We start from the raw sequence: 17,790 nt of genomic DNA on the forward strand, positions 1-17,790 counted from the left end.
CGTATTGCGTTGGAGAGTGACGATGGCCGTGACGAAGCTTGAACGATGGAAAAGCGAGCGCAAGGTGCAAGTCAAACCACGCGTCGTTGCCGAAAAAACGCATGTCATTGAAATCGAATGCAGCCATTGCAGCCGGCATTTCTTCCGCTGGACATCGACGGCGGCAGCCTATTGGCGTTGCGACGATTGTAGCGCCATCGCCTGATCTTGGCTTGTGCCTATACGATCAGGATGGCGCGGAGATCGTTGACGTTTGTTCCCGTCGGGCCGGGCACGAAGAGATCGCCGATCGCGTTGAAGGCCGTCCAGGCATCGTTGTTTGCCAGCATCTCGGCTGGCACCAATCCGGCTTCTCGCAGCCGCGCCACCGTATCCGCATCGGCAAAGGCGCCGGCATTGTCCTCGCTGCCGTCTATGCCGTCCGTATCGGCGGCCATCGCGTAGATGCCGGTGTGGCCGTCGATATCCATCGCCAGCGACAGCAGGAATTCGGAATTTCGGCCGCCCTTGCCCTTGCCTTTCAGCGTCACCGTCGTTTCGCCGCCGGAAAGCAGCACGGTCGGCTTGGCGAAGGGACGGTTGCGATGAAGCACTTCGCGGGCGATGGCGGCATGGACATGCGCTGCTTCGCGGGCTTCGCCCTCGATGGCGTCGGAGAGAATGGCCGGCTCGATACCGGCGGCCCGCGCCACTTCCGCAGCCGCCTCCAGGGAAACGCCAGCGGATGCGATGAGATGCACCTCATTGGCGGCAAAGCGCGGATCGTCCGGGCGCGGCGCATCCGCTTCGGCCTTCTCCATATGGGCAAGAACGGCGGAAGGAAGTTCGATGCGATAGAGGCGGATGAGGGCAAGAGCTTCGGCGCGTGTGCCGGCACCCGGCACGGTCGGGCCGGACGCCACCAAGGCTGGGTCGTCGCCGGGAATATCGGAGACGACGAGCGAGACAACCTTGGCGGGGTGAGCCGCGGCGGCCAACCGACCGCCCTTGATGGTCGACAGATGCTTGCGAATGACATTCATCGCGGAAATCGGCGCGCCGGAGGCGAGCAGCGCTTTGTTGACAGCGATCTCGTCGGCGAGGCTCAGGGAACCGGCCGGCGAAGGCAGCAGCGCCGAGCCGCCGCCGGAGATCAGAGCAATCACCAGATCATCCGCCGTCAGGCCTTCGACAAGTTTGAGAAGCCGGTGGGAGGCGGTGAGGCCCGCTTCGTCGGGCACCGGGTGAGCCGCCTCGATGATCTCGATCTGACGGCACGGGGCAGAAAAGCCGTATCGCGTCACGACAAGACCTTCCAGCGGGCCTTCCCAGCATTGTTCCAGCGCCGCAGCCATCTGGGCCGAACCCTTGCCGGCACCGATGACGATCGTCCGGCCCTTCGGCCTTTCCGGCAGATGCGTGCGGATGCCGGTCAGCGGATCGGCGGCGCGAACGGCCGCATCGAACAGCGAAGTCAGGAAGGCGCGGGGATCGGAAACGGTCATGTCAAACTGCCTGTCTTGCGAAGAGCCTGTAACCATTTGGTGGCTTAACTGGCTCGAAGACGCAAGGGGCGGGAACTGCAATTGTGTCCGGTGCCACGAATCCCTATGTTGAGGAAAAGAGTTTCACGCTTTTATTTCAAGGATTTTCGACATGGCCGAACTGAAAGTGAAGACGAGGCAGACCGGCGCTACCGCCACGGTTGGCCGCACGGGCTTTCCGCATGTGACCTCGGTGACGGGTGGCGAGATCAATATCGTCACCTCGCCGTCGCAGCCCGGTTTCAACCCGCTCGATCTGCTCTATTCGTCGCTGTCCGCTTGCCTGGTTCTGAGCGCCCGAATGGCGGCAAGCAGCCTCGGCGTGCTCGACAAGCTCACCGAAGTCACCGCCGTCGTGACTGGCGAAAAGGCCACCGAAGGTCTTTCCCGCGTCGAGAAGTTCAATATCGCCTTCACCATCAAGGGCGATTTCGACGATGAGGTGCGCAGCGCGATTGCCCATGCCGCCGAAGACGAGATCTGCACCGTGAGCAACACGATCCGCGGTAGTCCGCAGTTTTCGACGGTGATTTCGGAGTGAGTTTGGGTTCGGAATAGCCCCTCATCCGTCCTTTCGCAGTTTCACTTCGCTCAACTGCTCAAGTCCACCTTCTCCCCGCACGCGGGGCGAAGGGGCTTTGCGAGGTCACTCCCTCTCCCCGTCAAAACGGGGAGAGGGGCCCTTCATTTCGCCGGAAACTCAAACCCTTCGAGATAAGGACCAAGCTCGGGATCGATATCCACCTTGACCGCATTGTTGTAGATGGCCGTGGCGATCATGATCCCCGCGAAAGCCACGAGGTTGGCAAGGGTCGGTTCGTCGTAGCGCGCCTTAAGCTGCGTCCAGACTTCCTCGGGAATGGCGTTGGAATCCCTGACGATCGCCTTGCCGAAATCGACCAGCAGCGCTTCGTCCTCGCTCGGCACGATGGTCTCGGGCGCCAAGCCGGCATTGATGAGCGCACGCCGGAAGAAGCCGACCGGGATGATCGAGCGGCATTCGAGCGCAATGGCATGGCAGAGAAGCCAGACCGCACGATCGTCGAGCGCCGGGCGCAACTCCTCGCGCAGCGGGAACCATTCGGCGTAGATGCGATGCGCCACCGGCGAATGCAGCAGCGTCCGCTTCATGTTCGTCATGCGGCCGCGCAGCTGCACTTCGCGGTCATGCTCGGCACGCACGGCGTCGGACGCGGTCTCGTAGTCGATCGGGGTGATATGGCTCATGTCAGTCTCTCTTACTGGGCTCTCTTACTGCGCTGCCGCAGCCGTTGCCTTGAAGAAGCGGTTTTCCGGACGCGGCAAGCCGAGATTTTCGCGTAGCGTCGTGCCCTCGTATTCCCGGCGGAAGATGCCGCGGCGCTGCAGCTCTGGAACAACGCGGGTGGTCACGTCAAGCAGACCTTGAGGCAGGAAGGGGAAGACGACGTTGAAACCGTCGGAGCCTTCCTCATGCAGCCACTGCTCCATCTCATCGGCGATGCTCTGCGGCGTGCCGACGAAGGCGAGACCGGCATAGCCGCCGAGGCGTTGGGCGAGCTGGCGAACGGTCAGCTTCTCCGCCTCGGCAAGCGCGATGACGCGTTCGCGTCCGCTCTTGCTGGCATTGGTCTCGGGGATATCCGGCAGCGGGCCATCCGGATCGAACTTGGAAGCATCGTGTCCCAGCGCGATCGACAGCGACGCGATGGCGCTGTCATAGTGAACGAGGCTATCGAGCTTTGCTCGTTTCGCCTTCGCTTCCTCGACGGTATCGCCGACGACGATAAAGGCGGCCGGCAGGATCTTCAGGTGATCCGGGTTGCGGCCGATCGCCTTCATCCGTCCCTTGATATCGGCAAAGATCGCCTTGCCGTCGGCAAGATTGCGCGGGGCGGCAAAGACGGCTTCCGCCGTCTCGGCGGCAAGCTGGCGGCCGGCATCGGATTGCCCGGCCTGCACGATGACGGGCCAGCCCTGCGGCGGGCGGGCGATGTTGAGGGGACCGCGCACGCTGAGTTCTTCGCCCTTGTGCCCAAGGACATGCATCCGCTCAGGATCGAAGAAGATGCCGCTTTCGGCGTCGTGGATGAAGGCGTCGTCGGCGAAGCTGTCCCAGAGGCCGGTGACGACGTCATAGAATTCGCGGGCGCGGTGGTAACGCTCGCCATGTTCCATGTGCTCTTCGAGGCCGAAGTTAAGAGCGGCATCGGGATTGGACGTCGTGACGATGTTCCAGCCGGCGCGGCCGCCGCTGATGTGGTCGAGCGAAGCGAAACGGCGGGCGATGTGATAGGGCAGGTCGAACGTCGTGGAGGCGGTGGCGACGAGACCGATCCGGTCAGTGACGGCGGCAAGCGCCGAAAGCAGGGTAAAGGGCTCGAAGGAGGTCACTGTGTGGCTGCGCTTCAGCGCCTCGATCGGCATGTTGAGGACGGCCAGATGATCGGCCATGAAGAAGGCATCGAATTTCGCCTTTTCCAGCTCCTGCGCAAAGCTCTTGATATGCTGGAAATTGAAGTTGGCGTCCGGATAGGAGCCGGGGTAACGCCATGCGCCGGTATGCAGGCTGACGGGGCGCATGAAGGCCCCAAGCTTCAATGGCTTCTGTTCGGTCATCGGGCTCTCTCTCGAAAATCGCCGGGTCGCCACGACATCGCGACGCCGTCGCCAGCGGAAATATGCACTACGACGTAGGCGTGCCAGCAGCGCATTCAAAGAGCCGATTTCATTTATTTGATCGCTTGCGCGGAATATTCATCCAGCGCGCGTTTCCACACCGATCTGCTCCGCAAAGACCCTGACGAGCCAATCTATGAACACGCGCACGCGCGGTGAAAGCTGGCGGCTGCGCGGATAGAGCATCGAAACCGGTGTCCGGGTCGGCGGAAAGTCTTTCAGAATATGCAGCAGCTGACCGGCTTCCAGGGCTTCCTCGGCGTGGTAGCGCGGGACCTGGATCAAGCCGAGGCCGAGCCTGGCGGCGGCAAAATAGCTCTCTGCCGCATTGACGGAGATGGTGGCGGGCAGGGTGATCTCGCGCACCGTACCGCCTACCTCGAACTCCAGCGGCAGAAGGCCGCCCGTTGCGGAAGAGCGAAAGCCGACCATGCGATGGCGGTCGAGCGCCTCCGGATGCATGGGCATGCCGTAACGCTCCACATAGGCCGGGGCCGCCAGCGTGACCTCCTCCAGCATCGCGACGCGGCGTGCGATCATGTCGCTGTCCTGCAGCGTGCCGACGCGCAGCACGCAATCGATCCCTTCGCGGATGAGATCGACGAAGCGATCGCCCTCGGTCATCTGAAATTCGATCTCAGGGTAGGTCGCGAGGAAGGATGGCAGGTTCGGCAAGACGAAATGGCGAGCGAGCGTGCCATGTACATCGACGCGCAGCACTCCCTTCGGCTTGGCGCCGGCAAAGGCTCCTTCGGCATCCTCTATGTCGGAGAGGATGCGCAGGCAGCGCTGATAATAGGCCTCGCCGTCAAGCGTCGGGCTGACATGCCGCGTCGTGCGCTGCAGCACGCGGACACCGAGCCTTGCCTCCAGCTGCTTGATCGCATCCGTTACCGTCGAGCGGGGCAGGCCGGTATCTTCGGCCGCCAGCGTAAAGCTGCGTCGCTCCACCACTCGGCAAAACACCCGCATGGCATCGAATCTGTCCATCTTATTTGTTCGCTTATTCCGGATAGTGATGCTGATTATTGGCTGATTATCCGCCATGTGAAAAGGGGCATCTTCTCCTCATCGACAAGCGCTACGGCGCAGAGCAACGAAGGATGAAGAAAATGAGCGGCAATTTCAATAAAGTAGCCATCGTCACCGGCGCATCCCGCGGCATTGGTGCAGCCATTGCACAGCGGCTGGCCACAGATGGCTTCACCGTCGTCATCAACTATGCTGGCAGCGAGGCTGCCGCCGAGGAACTGGCCCGCAAGATCGAGGAGAAGGGCGGCAAGGCGCTGACCGCCAAGGCCGATGTTTCCGACGTCGATGCCGTGCGTCGCATGTTCGATGCGGCTGAGGCAGCCTTTGGCGGGGTCGACGTTCTGGTCAACAATGCCGGCATCATGCAGCTTGCCAAGATCGCGGATGCCGACGACGCGCATTTCGACCGTCATATCGCCATCAATCTCAAGGGTACGTTCAACACGCTGCGCGAGGCCGGCAGGCGTCTGCGCGATGGCGGCCGCATCGTCAACTTCTCGACCAGTGTCGTCGGGCTGAAACTCGAATCCTATGGCGTCTATGCCGCGACAAAGGCCGCCGTCGAGACGCTGACCGGCATCATGTCGAAGGAGCTGCGCGGCCGCTCGATATCAGTCAATGCCGTCGCTCCCGGCCCGACGGCGACCGACCTCTTTCTCAACGGCAAGAGCGACGAACTCATCGACCGCATGGCCAAGATGAACCCGCTGGAACGCCTGGGCACGCCGGAGGATATCGCCGCCGCCGTCTCCTTCCTCGCCGGTCCCGACGGCGGCTGGATCAACGGCCAGACGCTGCGCGCCAATGGCGGCATGATCTGAGCCATGCGGGCGGCAGGGCGATGCCTGCCGCCACTATTCCCCTCGACAAGATTTCACTGTCAGCAACTGACCATCCAAGAAGGAACAGGATCATGAGCAAGCAAATCATTGTTATCACAGGCGCATCGAGCGGTTTTGGAGCTCTGACGGCGCGCGCCCTCGCCAAGGCAGGTCATACTGTCTATGCCGGCATCCGCGAGACCGAGGGCCGGAACGCGCCGCAGGTCGAAGCCGTTGCAGCGTTCGCCAGGGAAAATGGTGTAGACCTTCGTGCCGTCGAGCTTGACGTTGCCTCGGACGCTTCGGTCGAGGCCGGCATTGCCGAGATCATTGCCCAGCAGGGCCGGATCGACACCGTCATCCACAATGCCGGCCATATGTCCTTCGGACCGGCCGAGGCCTTCACGCCCGAGCAGTTTGCCGAGCTTTACGACATCAACGTGCTCAGCACCCAGCGCATCAATCGCGCCGTGCTGCCACAGATGCGAAAGGAAGGTAAGGGGCTGGTCGTTTGGGTATCCTCATCCAGCACCCGTGGCGGCACACCGCCCTACCTCTCTCCGTACTTCGCTGCCAAGGCTGCCATGGATTCGCTTGCCGTCTCCTATGCGTCCGAACTGACGCGCTGGGGCATCGAGACCGCTATCATCGTGCCCGGCGCCTTCACGAAGGGGACGAACCATTTTGCCCATTCCGGCTCGCCGTCCGACAAGGCTCGTGCCGCCGAGTATGATAATGGTCCCTATGCCGGTGTTCCCGATCAGGCATTGAAGGGGCTTGCTTCGCTGGAGCCGGCCGACGCCGATGCCGCCTCGGTCGCGACCGCGATCGTCGATGTCGTCGACATGCCGTTTGGAACGCGGCCGTTCCGTACCCATATAGATCCCTCAGAGGATGGCGCTGAGATCGTCAACGGCGTTGCCGACCGGGTTCGCGCAGAGCTCTTCCGGCGCATCGGTCTGGAGGATCTCTTGAAGCCGCACGCAAAGGTCTGAGGCTCGCGATCATCCCTCGAACGTGTCAAATCGCCGCTTCTGTGCCACAGAGGCGGCGATCTGTTGCGTGCATCAGGGCTATTTTGCGTTGTACGGCATTCCAAGCCCTAGATTTTCGTACTAAAGCGAATCCTTTAGAGGGTCGGGAGACATCCATGGACGCGAAGGACATTGGCGAAATTGCCAGCTGGCTCATGCAGGCCGGTCTCAAGGGGATGACGGAAGTCGATATCCTCTCGGGTTTCTGCGAGCAGTGCCGCCTGCATGGCCTGAACCTCGATCGGGCCATGGCGCTGATGGATACGCTGCACCCGGTCTATGAAGGCCGCGCCTTCCGCTGGGACGGCAACCAGGTGATCGAGCGCGAGTTCGAATATGGTCCGTCGCATCAGGGGATCGCCTCCGAAAACTGGCAGCGTTCCGCCTTCTACCACATGTTGACGACGGGCGGTGACGAGGTGCGCCGGCGCATCGGCTTCGGAGAACCGACGGATTTCTACGGGCTCGACACGCTGCTGGCTGACGGCCACACCGATTACATCGCCATGGTGCACCGCTTCGAAGAGGGCGGCACGATCGGCGAGATGGATTGCTTCTACTCCAACTTCGCTACGGCAGCCGAAGTGGGTTTCCCCGAGGAAGATTTGCGCGTGCTGCGCAAGCTGACGCCGGCGCTGGCGCTCGCCATCAAATGTACCGGCATGAGCCGCATCGCCCGCACCATTGCTGAGGTCTATCTCGGAGAGGATGCTGCCAGGCATGTTCTCGAAGGCAAGATTACGCGCGGCAAGACCGAGCGGATTTCGGCTGCGCTTTGGTTTTCGGATCTCGCCAACTACACGCGCATCTCGGATACGGCGGAACCGGATGAAATCATCCCGATGCTGAATGCCTATGCCGATGCCGTCATCTCCTCGATCCACGAGGCGGGCGGCAACGTGCTGAAGCTGATCGGCGACGGCACGCTGGCGATCTTCAAGGCCAGGAATTCAGCTGACGCCTGCGCCGCCGCGCTGATGGCGGAATCGCTGCTGCGGCAGCGGCTGCGCGATCTCAATTCCCAGCGGCAGATCGAGGGCAGGCCCGTCACCGACGTCTATCTCGGCCTGCATATCGGCGATGTCTTCTACGGCAATATCGGCAGCATGGACCGGCTTGATTTCACCGTCATCGGGCCGGCCGTCAACGAGGTCAGCCGCATCGCCTCGATGTGCCGTTCGGCAGATCGCAATGTGCTGATGTCGTCGAACTTCGTCGAGACGTTGTCGGGTCATAACAGCAACGACCTGGTTTCCGTCGGCCGCTATGCGCTGCGTGGCGTCAACCGGCCGCAGGAACTGTTCACGCTGCTGTCCTCGGCGGCCTGACCGCCTACCGGGTCGGTTTTCAAAGGCGACCGGCAGCAAACATCGGGCCGCCCTTGCTGGCCGGAAAGCCGTAGCCGTTTATCATCACGAGATCGATATCGCTGCTACGCGCGGCGATGCCTTCCGCAAGCAATGCCTCGCCTTCGGTGGTCATGGCTTTGAGCAGGCGAAAGACGATTTCGTCGGTAGAGAAGGGCCTCGGCGCGATGCCCTTTTCGGTGCGGGCGGCTTCGATAATTTCAGTCACTGCCGAATCGATGGTGCGCTTGCCATCGGGATAGGCATACCAGCCGAGGCCGGTCTTTTGGCCGAAGCGGCCTGCTTCGCAGAGCCGATCTGGGATGACGACATAGCGTTCCGAAGGATCGCGGGTTGCTGCCTGCCGCTTGCGGCGTGCCCAGGCGATCTCCAGCCCTGCCATGTCGAAGACGGCGAAGGGCCCCATGGGAAAGCCGTAGGCCTCCAGAGCCGCGTCGATCTCCTGCGGCGAGGCGCCGTCCTCGACCATATATTCGGCTTCGCGGCGATAGGCGGAAAAGATGCGGTTGCCGATGAAGCCTTCGGTGACGCCGGAAACGATGGCGAGCTTGCCAAGCCGCTTTGCAAACGCCAACGCGCTCGCCAGCACATCCGGCCTCGTCTCCTTGCAGTTCACCACTTCCAGCAGCCGCATGATGTGGGCTGGCGAGAAGAAGTGCAGGCCGACAACGCGCGCTGGCCGCGCGGTGGCGGCGGCGATGACATCCGGATCGAGATAGCTTGTATTGGTCGCGAGAATTGCGTCGGCGCGGACGATCGTATCGAGGCGCTGGAACAGTTCGGTCTTGACGGTGAGGTCGTCGAAGACGGCTTCGATGACAATATCTGCCTGCGCCAGCTGCTGCATGTCGGCAGTCACGCTCAATCGGCCCAGACGGTCCTCGCGACCATCAGCGTCGAGGCGGCCGGATTGAAGCGCCTTGTCGAGGATGCCGACGATCCGTTCGCGACCCTTTTCCGCAGCTTCGGCATTCTGCTCGACGCCGATGATCCGATAACCGCCGTTCAGCGCGGCGACGGCGATGCCCGATCCCATCAAGCCGGTGCCGACGATGCCGACGGTTTCTATCTTGCGCGGGGCGACTGCCTCCAATCCTTCGATCTTGCCGGCGGCGCGCTCAGCAAAGAAGACATGACGGAGAGCGGCAGCTTCTTCGCTGTCGCGAAGCTCCATGAAGGTGCGGCGCTCCTCGGCAAGTCCTTCCGCCAAGGCAGCGGTTGCTGCGAGGCGTACGAGGCGAACGGCTTCGGCGGGTGCCCGTTGTCCGCGCGCCTTGCGTAGCGCGTCGGCTGCTGCCTTGTCGATGGTCTCGGTGGTTTCCGATGGAATGGACAGCGTGCCGGTGCGGCGCAAGCTGGAGGCGTTGATTCCCTTGATATCCGCAATGGCATCTGTGAGCACAGCGCCCTCGGAAACACCGTCGACAATGCCGAGCTTGAGGGCTTCCGGGGTGGAAATGATGCGTCCGTTGGCGATCATGTCGATAGCGGCAGCGATGCCGATCAGACGCGGCAGGCGTTGCGTACCGCCGGCGCCGGGGACGATACCGAGCTTGACTTCCGGCAGGCCGAGCTTGGCTGATGGAGCCGCATGGCGGCGGTGGCAGGCAAGTGCGACCTCAAGACCGCCGCCGAGGGCAGCACCGTTGATCGCCGCGGCGACGGGCTTTGCAAAGGATTCGATGCGAGTGATGACGTCAGGCAAATGCGGCTCGACCGGCGGCTTGCCAAATTCCTTGATATCGGCGCCGCCGATGAAGGTGCTGCCCGCGCCGGTCAGGACGATGCTGGCGATTGCGCTTCTATGCTCGACATGATCGAGCGCCGCCATCAGACCGATGCGGACATCGGCAGAGAGCGCATTGACGGGCGCGTTGTCTATCGTGATGACGAGGACATCATCGGTCAGCACCGCTGAGATGGTGTCCGAAAAGCGCAATGCCGACATGATCTTGACCGCCTGTGTGATATTATTCCGGGATGACGGCGGTCGCCTGGATCTCGATCTTGGCGCGATCCTCGACGAGCGCGACGACCTGCACAGCGGCCATGGCCGGGAAGTGCCGGCCGATGATTTCGCGATAGGCCTGGCCGATGGCCTTCAGGCTGCCGAGATATTCCTGCTTGTCGGTGAAATACCAAGTCATCGAGGTGATGTGCTTCGGCTCGGCCCCGCCTTCGGCAAGGATGGCGACGACGTTCTTCAATGTCTGACGCACCTGCTCGGCAAAATCGTCGCTTTCGAATTCGCAAGCGGCATTCCAGCCGACCTGACCGCCGACGAACACCGTGCGGCCTGTCGCCGCTACGCCATTGGCGTAGCCGATCGGCTTGGCCCAGCCTTCAGGTTGCAGGATGGTGTGCATCGGTCGTCTCCAGATGAGAGGTCAGCGCGGCGCGGATATCCTCCGGCCATGCAAGCGATTGATGGGTGTCTAATGAGGTGGCGACAACGCGCTGGCGGGCCGTCCACAAGACCTCGCCGTTTGCTGAGACCTGATATTCGAGGTCGAGCGAGGAGCGACCGACGCTGCGTATCGCCACCACGAAATCGAGATCGTCGCCCTGAAAGCCGGGTTTCACGAACGTCACGTCGAGCCGTACAGTCGGCGCGCCAATGCGGCGATCATCGATCAGCGCCTTCCAGGGAAAGCCGAGCGAGGCAAAATAGTCTTCCAGCACCCCGACGAGGATGTTCAGGTACGAGGGGAAATAGGCGATCCCCGAGGGATCGCAATCTCCGAAGCGCAGGGGTCTGGTGGTTTTGAACGCCAAGGCCAGCCTCAATTCGCAAAAGCGGCGATGCCTGTGATGGCGCGGCCGAGGATGAGGGCGTGGATGTCATGCGTTCCCTCGTAAGTGTTGACCACTTCGAGGTTGACGAGATGGCGGGCGATGCCGAATTCATCGGAGATGCCGTTGCCACCGAGCATGTCGCGGGCGGCGCGGGCGATATCCAGCGCCTTGCCGCAGCTGTTGCGCTTGACGATCGAGGTCAGCTCGACGGGCGGGTGACCATCTTCCTTCATGCGGCCGAGACGCAGGCAACCCTGCAGACCGAGGGTGATCTCCGTCACCATGTCGGCGAGCTTCTTCTGGATCAGTTGGTTGGCGGCAAGGGGACGGTCGAACTGCTTGCGGTCGAGCACATATTGCCGGGCCTTGGCGTAGCAATCCTCGGCCGCACCCAGAGCACCCCAGGCAATGCCGAAGCGCGCCGAATTGAGGCAGGTGAACGGGCCCTTCAAGCCGGAAACGTTCGGCAGCAGGTTTTCTTCCGGCACGAAGACATTCTCCATCACCACTTCGCCGGTGATAGATGCGCGCAGGCCCACCTTGCCGTGGATTGCAGGCGCCGAGAGACCCTTCCAGCCCTTTTCGAGGATGAAGCCGCGGATGAGGCCGTCCTCGGTCTTTGCCCAGACGACGAAGACATCGGCGATCGGCGCGTTCGAAATCCAGGTCTTGGTGCCCGTCAGGCTGTAGCCGCCATCGACCTTCTTCGCCCGCGATGCCATCGAGCCGGGGTCGGAGCCGTGGTTCGGCTCGGTGAGGCCGAAGCAGCCGATCCATTCGCCGGTTGCAAGCTTCGGCAGATATTTCTGCTTCTGCGCTTCCGAGCCGAAGGCGTCGATCGGCACCATGACGAGCGAGGACTGCACGCTCATCATCGAGCGATAGCCACTGTCGACCCGCTCCACTTCGCGAGCAATCAGGCCATAGGCGACATAGCCGAGACCGGCGCCGCCATATTCCGGTGCAATCGTCGGGCCGAGCAGGCCGAGTTCGCCCATCTCGCGGAAGATGGTCGGATCGGTCTTTTCATTGCGGAAGGCTTCGAGCACACGGGGGCTGAGTTTCTCCTGCGCGTAGGAATGCGCGGTATCCAGCACCATGCGCTCGTCGTCGCTCAGCTGCTCGGTGAGGCGGAACGGGTCGGCCCAGTCGAAAATCTCGCGGCTCATGCTCTTGTCTCCCATCAATTCGTTTTTAAAAGTTCGCGCGCGACGATGAGTTTTTGAACTTCCGTCGCACCTTCATAGATGCGAAGCGCGCGGATCTCCCGATAGAGTTTTTCCGTTATTTCGCCCGATTTCACGCCGCGCCCGCCAAAGAGCTGGACGGCGCGGTCAATGACGCTTTGCGCGGTTTCCGTCGCCGTCATCTTGGCCATGGCAGCTTCGCGCGTTGTCGGCAAGCGCTGCACGTCGCGACGCCAGGCTGCCCGATAGGTGAGCAATGCCGCCGCGTCGATGCCGGTCGCCATATCGCCGAGGGCGGCCTGCGTCAACTGAAGGTCACCGAGCGTTGCACCGAACATGGGGCGGGCGCGAACATGGGCAAGGGATTCATCGAGCGCGCGGCGGGCAAAGCCGAGGCCGGCGGCGGCGACGGAAGCGCGGAAGATATCGAGCGTGCGCATGGCGATCTTGAAGCCTTCGCCCGGCGCGCCGAGACGGCGCGAAGCGGGAATGCGGCAACTGTCGAAGCGGATCGTCGCCAGCGGATGCGGCGCGATGACCTCGATGCGTTCGGCAATCGAGAAGCCGGGATCGTCGGCAAAGACGACGAAGGCGGAGATGCCGCGTGTTCCCGGCGCCTCGCCGGTACGGGCAAAAACCGTGTAGACGTCGGCGATGCCGCCGTTGGAGATCCAAGTCTTCTCGCCGTCGAGAATGTAATGGTCGCCATCGAGGCGGGCGGCGCAGCTCATGGCGGCCACATCGGAGCCGGCGTCTTTTTCCGACAGCGCGAAGGCGGCAAGCCAATCGCCGGCACGGACTTTCGGCAGCACGGCAGCCCGCAGCTCCGGTGAACCGGAAGGGCCAATGGCGCCGGTGCCGAGCCCCTGCATGGCGAAGGCGAAATCGGCAAGGCCGTCGTGCCAGGCGAGCGTTTCACGGGCGAGGCAGACCATGCGGGAATCGATCAGCGGTTCGCTGTCGGACGAGCCCGTCGCGGCCGTCAGAAGCCCGGCATTGCCGAGCGCCTTGACCAGTTTGCGGCAAGCGTCATCCACATCGGCATGATCGATGGAGGCCATGGCAGCGGATTTGGCGAAGGCATCGACCTTAGCGGCAAAATGGTGATGGCGCTCCTCGAAGAAGGGCCAGTCCAGATGATCGCGGGTCGGACCGGGGAGGCTGCCTGCCGTGGACATCAGCTCAATCCCCCTGAAATTCCGGTTTGCGCCTGGCGGCGAAGGCTTCGAAGGCGCGGCGGAAATCCTGCGTCGCCATGCAGATCGCCTGCGCCTGCGCTTCGGATTCGACCAGTTCCTCAATGCCCATCGCCCATTCCTGGTTCAGCATGGTCTTGGTCATGCCGTGAGCGAACCAGGGGCCATCTGCCAGCGAGCGGGCGAGCTTGACGGCTTCCTGTTCCAACTCAGCGCTGACGTGCAGACCGTTGTAGAAGCCCCAGGCGTGGCCTTCTGTTGCTGTCATCGAGCGGCCGGTAAAGAGCAATTCGGCGGCGCGGCCCTGGCCGATGATGCGGGGCAGGATGCCGCAGGCGCCCATATCCGCACCGGCAAGGCCGACGCGGGTGAAGAGGAAGGCGGTCTTGGCTTCCGGCGTCCCCAGCCGGAGATCGGAGGCCATGGCAAGGATGGCGCCGGCGCCGGCGCAGATGCCGTCGACTGCCGTGATGATCGGCTGCGGGCATTTGCGCATCGCCTTGACGAGATCGCCGGTCATGCGCGTGAAAGCCAGAAGCTCGGGCATAGCCATGCGGGTCAATGGTTCGATGATTTCGAAGACATCGCCGCCGGAGGAGAAGTTGCCGCCTGCACCCGTCAGCACGATGGCGCGGATATCCGATGCGTAGACGAGGTCGCGGAAGAGGTCGCGCAGCTCGGCATAGCTGTTGAAGGTCAGCGGGTTCTTACGCTCGGGGCGGTTCAGGCGGATGGTGGCGACGCGGCCATCCTCGCTGACCTCCCAGAGGAAATGCTCAGGCTTGTAATCCTTGAAGGGCTTCAGGTGTCCTCGCATTGTCATGTCCCGATCGCTCATCGCGCTCAAATCTCCCCACCGGCAACCGCGATTGCCTGTCCATTGATCGATGCAGCCACCGGCGAGGCCAGCCACAATACGGTGTCGGCAACCTCTTCCGGCGTGACAAGCCGTCCTTGCGGATTGGATTTCGTGAACTCGGCAAGCGCCTGTTCGGCCGTGCGCCCGGTCTTGGCGACGACGGTCTCGATCGAGCGCTGGATGATCGGTGTGTCGGTAAAGCCGGGGCAGACGGCATTGACGGTGATGCCGGTCTTGGCGAATTCCAACGCAAGCGAGCGGGTCAAGCCGACGACGCCGTGCTTGGCGGCAACATAAGCCGACACGTAGCTATAGCCCTTCAAGCCGGCGGTCGAAGCAATATTGATGATGCGCGCGCCGGCGCCATGTGCCTTCAGATCGGGCAGGGCCGCCTGCGTCACCAGGAAGACGCCGGTGAGGTCGACCGACAGGACATGGTTCCATGTCTCCAGGCTGGTTTTCTCGAAAGCTGCGCTCGGGGCTTCGCCGGCATTGTTGACTAGGATATCGACAGCCCCGAATTTTTCGCGCGCCTTGGTCAGGCCATGGGCAATGTCCTCAGGATTTGTGACATCGAAACCATCGACTACGAAAGCATGCGCGCCGATTTCAGCTGATATCGCTTCCAGAGGCTCCCTGCGGCGGCCGGCCAAGGTGACGCGCGCGCCATCTGCTGCAAGCGCCCTTGCGATTGCTGCGCCGATGCCGCTGCCGGCGCCGGTGATGAGGGCGTGACGGCCGACAAGTTTGCCCGAAGTCGTCATTCGATCCTCACTTCGACGGCGCGGTTGTGGCCGCGCGGGCGAGATTGGTTTCATACTGAGTCTTGCCGGAAAGATATTGCTTCGGCCAGGGAATGGAAGTCAGGCCGATCTTGGCGGCTTCATGCAGCGGCCAGGCGGGGTCGGCCAGATGCGGGCGGGCGACGGCGCAGAGATCGGCACGACCGGCGGCAATGATCGAATTGGCGTGATCGGCCTCGGAGATCGCGCCGACGGCGATGGTGGGGATGCCGATCTCGTTGCGGATCTTGTCCGAAAACGGCGTCTGGAACAGGCGGCCATAAACCGGCTTTTCCTCTTTCGACACCTGGCCCGAGGAGCAGTCGATCAGATCGGCGCCGGCTTCCTTGAACATGCGCGCGAAGATCGCCGCATCTTCCGGCGTGTTGCCGCCATCGGTCCAGTCATGGCAGGAGAGGCGGATCGAGATCGGCTTGTCCGCCGGCCAGATGGCACGCATTGCCTTGAAGATTTCCAGAGGATAGCGGGCGCGATTCTCGTGGCTGCCGCCATACTCGTCGTCGCGGAGATTGGTGATCGGCGACAGGAAGCTGGACAGCAGATAGCCGTGGGCGCAATGCAGCTCCAGCCAGTCGGCGCCGGTTTCGACCGCCAGTTCGGTCGAATGGATGAAATCGGCCTTCACGCGCTCCATATCGGCGCGATCCATGGCCTTCGGCACCTGGCTATTCCTAAGGTAGGGGACTCCCGACGCCGAGATCAGCGGCCAGTCGCCTTCGGGGAGTGGCTGATCGATCCCTTCCCAGGCGAGTTTCGTCGCGCCCTTGCGGCCGGCATGGCCGAGCTGGATGCCGACTTTTGCGGCGCTGCTCGTATGGACGAAATCGACAAGGCGCTTCCATTGCTTGGCCTGTTCTTCGTTCCAGAGGCCGAGGCAGCCGGGGGTGATGCGCGCATCCGGGGTGACGCAGGTCATCTCCGCGAAGACCAAGCCCGCACCACCAAGGGCACGCGAGCCGAGATGGACGATGTGGAAGTCGTTCATCACGCCATCCTCAGCCGAATACATCGCCATCGGCGAGACGACGATGCGGTTGACGAGCTGGACATCCCTTAGGCGATAGGGCGTGAACATTGGCGGCAGGCAACGGTCATTGCCGACGGCAAGGCCGGATTTTTCCGCGAACCAGTGCTCGAAACCTTCCAGCCAGTCCTTGTCGCGAAGCCGCAGATTTTCGTGGCTGATGCGCTGCGAGCGGGTGAGCATCGAATACATGAATTGCGGCGGCTCGAGCGTATCGGCATAGCGCCGTCCGACGACTTCGAACCATTCCATCGCATTGCGGGCGGCATTCTGGATGCGGGCGACGTCGACGCGGCGGATTTCCTCGTAGGTCTCGAGGACGGCCGGGATCTTGTCCTTGTCGTGCCCATGGATCTGGAACTGCCGGGTCAGCTCGATGGCATCATCGATGGCAAGCTTGGTACCGGAACCGATGGCGAAATGGGCGGTGTGGGCGGCGTCACCCATCAGCACGACATGCGAATTGCCGTTGAAATGGCTCCATTTGCCGCAGATCAGCCGGTTGAAGTTCAGCCAGGCCGAGCCGCGGATGTGGCGCGCATTGGTCATCAGCGAGGCGCCGTCGAGCACTTCGGAAAACAGGTTTTCGCAGAAGGCGATGGAGCCATCCTGATCCATCTTGTCGAGGCCGTGGGCGAGATAGGCCTCTTCCGTCGTTTCGACGATGAAGGTCGAGGTCTTGTCGTCGAACTTGTAGATATGCGACTGGAACCAGCCGTGCTCGGTGCGGCGGAAATCGAAGGTGAAGGCGTCGAACAGCTTGTTGGTGCCGAGCCAGATATAGCGGTTCGGTCGGGTGATCATATCCGGCTGAAAAACCTCCGGATAATGATTGCGGATGCGGGAATTAAGTCCGTCCGAACCGATGACCAGATCGGCGTCGGGATAATCGAGATCGGAATTGACGTCGGTTTCGAAGATCAGTTCGACGTCGAGGGCTTCGCAGCGCTTCTGCAGGATGTTCAAAAGCTTCTTGCGGCCGATGCCGACGAAACCGTGACCGGAGGTGCGCTGACGCGTGCCCTTGAACAGGACTTCGATGTCGTCCCAATGATTGAAGGCATCCTCGATTTCGGCAGCGCTTTCGGGGTCCCATTCGCGCATCGACACCATGGTCGCATCGGAGAAGACGACGCCCCAGCCGAAGGTGTCATAGGGGCGGTTGCGCTCGACCACGCGGATGGAATGTTCGGGATGAAGCTTCTTCATCAGAAGCGCGAAGTAGAGGCCGGCCGGTCCGCCGCCGATACAGACGATGCGCATCGCTTTTCCCTCCTCGTCGGGCCGAAGCCGACCTTAAAATCATTTAAGTTTAAAATATATTGTCGCTGTCATTCGTCAAGGCTTTTCCTGCTCGAATCTACGGGTAACAGATGGCTACAATATCTCAAAAATTGAAAATTGTCCTTTTAGATCAAAGGATAATGAAAAATATTTTAGGCTTAAAATTTCTTGCTTGAACATTGCGGGCTTCAGTGCGATCTTTTTTG

17 protein-coding genes are annotated in these 17,790 nt (G+C 62.1%); 5 read left to right on the forward strand and 12 right to left on the reverse strand.

Going from position 1 to position 17,790, the window contains the following annotated elements:
- The first annotated feature begins 22 nt into the window (after positions 1-22).
- Positions 23-205: a hypothetical protein gene (locus ACIQWP_RS05895; RefSeq protein WP_402783411.1), complete on the forward strand. Its 183-nt coding sequence runs from the start codon at positions 23-25 to the stop codon at positions 203-205.
- A gap of 13 nt (positions 206-218) precedes the next feature.
- Here the strand turns inward: ACIQWP_RS05895 and ACIQWP_RS05900 are convergent, their stop codons facing one another.
- Positions 219-1,484 carry a glycerate kinase gene (locus ACIQWP_RS05900; RefSeq protein ID WP_402783413.1) on the reverse strand — a complete coding sequence of 422 codons (1,266 nt, stop codon included), beginning with the start codon at positions 1,482-1,484 and terminating at the stop codon, positions 219-221.
- A 151-nt stretch (positions 1,485-1,635) separates the two neighbouring features.
- On the opposite strand from ACIQWP_RS05900, the gene ACIQWP_RS05905 reads away from it, so the two are divergent.
- Positions 1,636-2,064, forward strand: coding sequence for an OsmC family protein (locus tag ACIQWP_RS05905; protein ID WP_402783415.1), 429 nt, complete (start codon positions 1,636-1,638; stop codon positions 2,062-2,064).
- A 143-nt stretch (positions 2,065-2,207) separates the two neighbouring features.
- Here the strand turns inward: ACIQWP_RS05905 and ACIQWP_RS05910 are convergent, their stop codons facing one another.
- From ACIQWP_RS05910 to ACIQWP_RS05920, 3 genes are all read right to left on the reverse strand, one after another.
- Positions 2,208-2,750 (reverse strand): hypothetical protein, encoded by a 543-nt coding sequence (locus tag ACIQWP_RS05910; protein WP_402783417.1) that lies wholly within the window; start codon positions 2,748-2,750, stop codon positions 2,208-2,210.
- Positions 2,751-2,774: 24 nt separating this feature from the next.
- Positions 2,775-4,121, reverse strand: a complete 1,347-nt coding sequence (locus tag ACIQWP_RS05915) for an LLM class flavin-dependent oxidoreductase (protein WP_402783419.1) — start codon at positions 4,119-4,121, stop codon at positions 2,775-2,777.
- 138 nt (positions 4,122-4,259) lie between these two features.
- Positions 4,260-5,171 carry a LysR family transcriptional regulator gene (locus ACIQWP_RS05920; RefSeq protein ID WP_402783421.1) on the reverse strand — a complete coding sequence of 304 codons (912 nt, stop codon included), beginning with the start codon at positions 5,169-5,171 and terminating at the stop codon, positions 4,260-4,262.
- A gap of 122 nt (positions 5,172-5,293) precedes the next feature.
- Between ACIQWP_RS05920 and ACIQWP_RS05925 the strand changes: the two genes are divergently transcribed.
- From ACIQWP_RS05925 to ACIQWP_RS05935, 3 genes are all read left to right on the forward strand, one after another.
- On the forward strand, positions 5,294-6,034 hold the full coding sequence (locus ACIQWP_RS05925; protein ID WP_402783423.1) for an SDR family oxidoreductase: 741 nt from the start codon (positions 5,294-5,296) through the stop codon (positions 6,032-6,034).
- Positions 6,035-6,126: 92 nt separating this feature from the next.
- Positions 6,127-7,029, forward strand: coding sequence for an SDR family oxidoreductase (locus ACIQWP_RS05930; RefSeq protein WP_402783425.1), 903 nt, complete (start codon positions 6,127-6,129; stop codon positions 7,027-7,029).
- A gap of 155 nt (positions 7,030-7,184) precedes the next feature.
- Complete coding sequence (locus ACIQWP_RS05935; RefSeq protein WP_402783427.1) at positions 7,185-8,396, forward strand: adenylate/guanylate cyclase domain-containing protein; 1,212 nt, start codon at positions 7,185-7,187, stop codon at positions 8,394-8,396.
- Between the two features lie 19 nt (positions 8,397-8,415).
- Here the strand turns inward: ACIQWP_RS05935 and ACIQWP_RS05940 are convergent, their stop codons facing one another.
- Genes ACIQWP_RS05940 through ACIQWP_RS05975 form a run of 8 tightly spaced genes read right to left on the reverse strand, consistent with a single transcriptional unit; the run spans position 8,416 to position 17,563 of the window.
- Positions 8,416-10,383, reverse strand: a complete 1,968-nt coding sequence (locus ACIQWP_RS05940; RefSeq protein ID WP_402783429.1) for a 3-hydroxyacyl-CoA dehydrogenase NAD-binding domain-containing protein — start codon at positions 10,381-10,383, stop codon at positions 8,416-8,418.
- A gap of 22 nt (positions 10,384-10,405) precedes the next feature.
- Positions 10,406-10,801 carry a RidA family protein gene (locus tag ACIQWP_RS05945; protein ID WP_402783431.1) on the reverse strand — a complete coding sequence of 132 codons (396 nt, stop codon included), beginning with the start codon at positions 10,799-10,801 and terminating at the stop codon, positions 10,406-10,408.
- Positions 10,779-11,210 carry an acyl-CoA thioesterase gene (locus ACIQWP_RS05950; protein ID WP_402783433.1) on the reverse strand — a complete coding sequence of 144 codons (432 nt, stop codon included), beginning with the start codon at positions 11,208-11,210 and terminating at the stop codon, positions 10,779-10,781. Before ACIQWP_RS05950 ends, ACIQWP_RS05945 begins: the two co-directional genes overlap by 23 nt.
- An 8-nt stretch (positions 11,211-11,218) precedes the next feature.
- Entirely contained in the window at positions 11,219-12,400 is a 1,182-nt protein-coding gene (locus tag ACIQWP_RS05955) for an acyl-CoA dehydrogenase (RefSeq protein WP_402783435.1), read from the reverse strand.
- 14 nt (positions 12,401-12,414) lie between these two features.
- A complete protein-coding gene (locus ACIQWP_RS05960) occupies positions 12,415-13,596 on the reverse strand; it encodes an acyl-CoA dehydrogenase family protein (protein ID WP_402783437.1) in 1,182 nt (393 codons plus the stop codon).
- Between the two features lie 4 nt (positions 13,597-13,600).
- On the reverse strand, positions 13,601-14,452 hold the full coding sequence (locus ACIQWP_RS05965; protein WP_402783439.1) for an enoyl-CoA hydratase family protein: 852 nt from the start codon (positions 14,450-14,452) through the stop codon (positions 13,601-13,603).
- 5 nt (positions 14,453-14,457) lie between these two features.
- Positions 14,458-15,237, reverse strand: coding sequence for an SDR family NAD(P)-dependent oxidoreductase (locus ACIQWP_RS05970; protein WP_402783441.1), 780 nt, complete (start codon positions 15,235-15,237; stop codon positions 14,458-14,460).
- Positions 15,238-15,244: 7 nt separating this feature from the next.
- Positions 15,245-17,563 (reverse strand): bifunctional salicylyl-CoA 5-hydroxylase/oxidoreductase, encoded by a 2,319-nt coding sequence (locus ACIQWP_RS05975; RefSeq protein ID WP_402783443.1) that lies wholly within the window; start codon positions 17,561-17,563, stop codon positions 15,245-15,247.
- Positions 17,564-17,790 lie beyond the last annotated feature (227 nt).

This window comes from Rhizobium sp. NPDC090279, assembly GCF_044769665.1.
GTDB lineage: Bacteria > Pseudomonadota > Alphaproteobacteria > Rhizobiales > Rhizobiaceae > Rhizobium.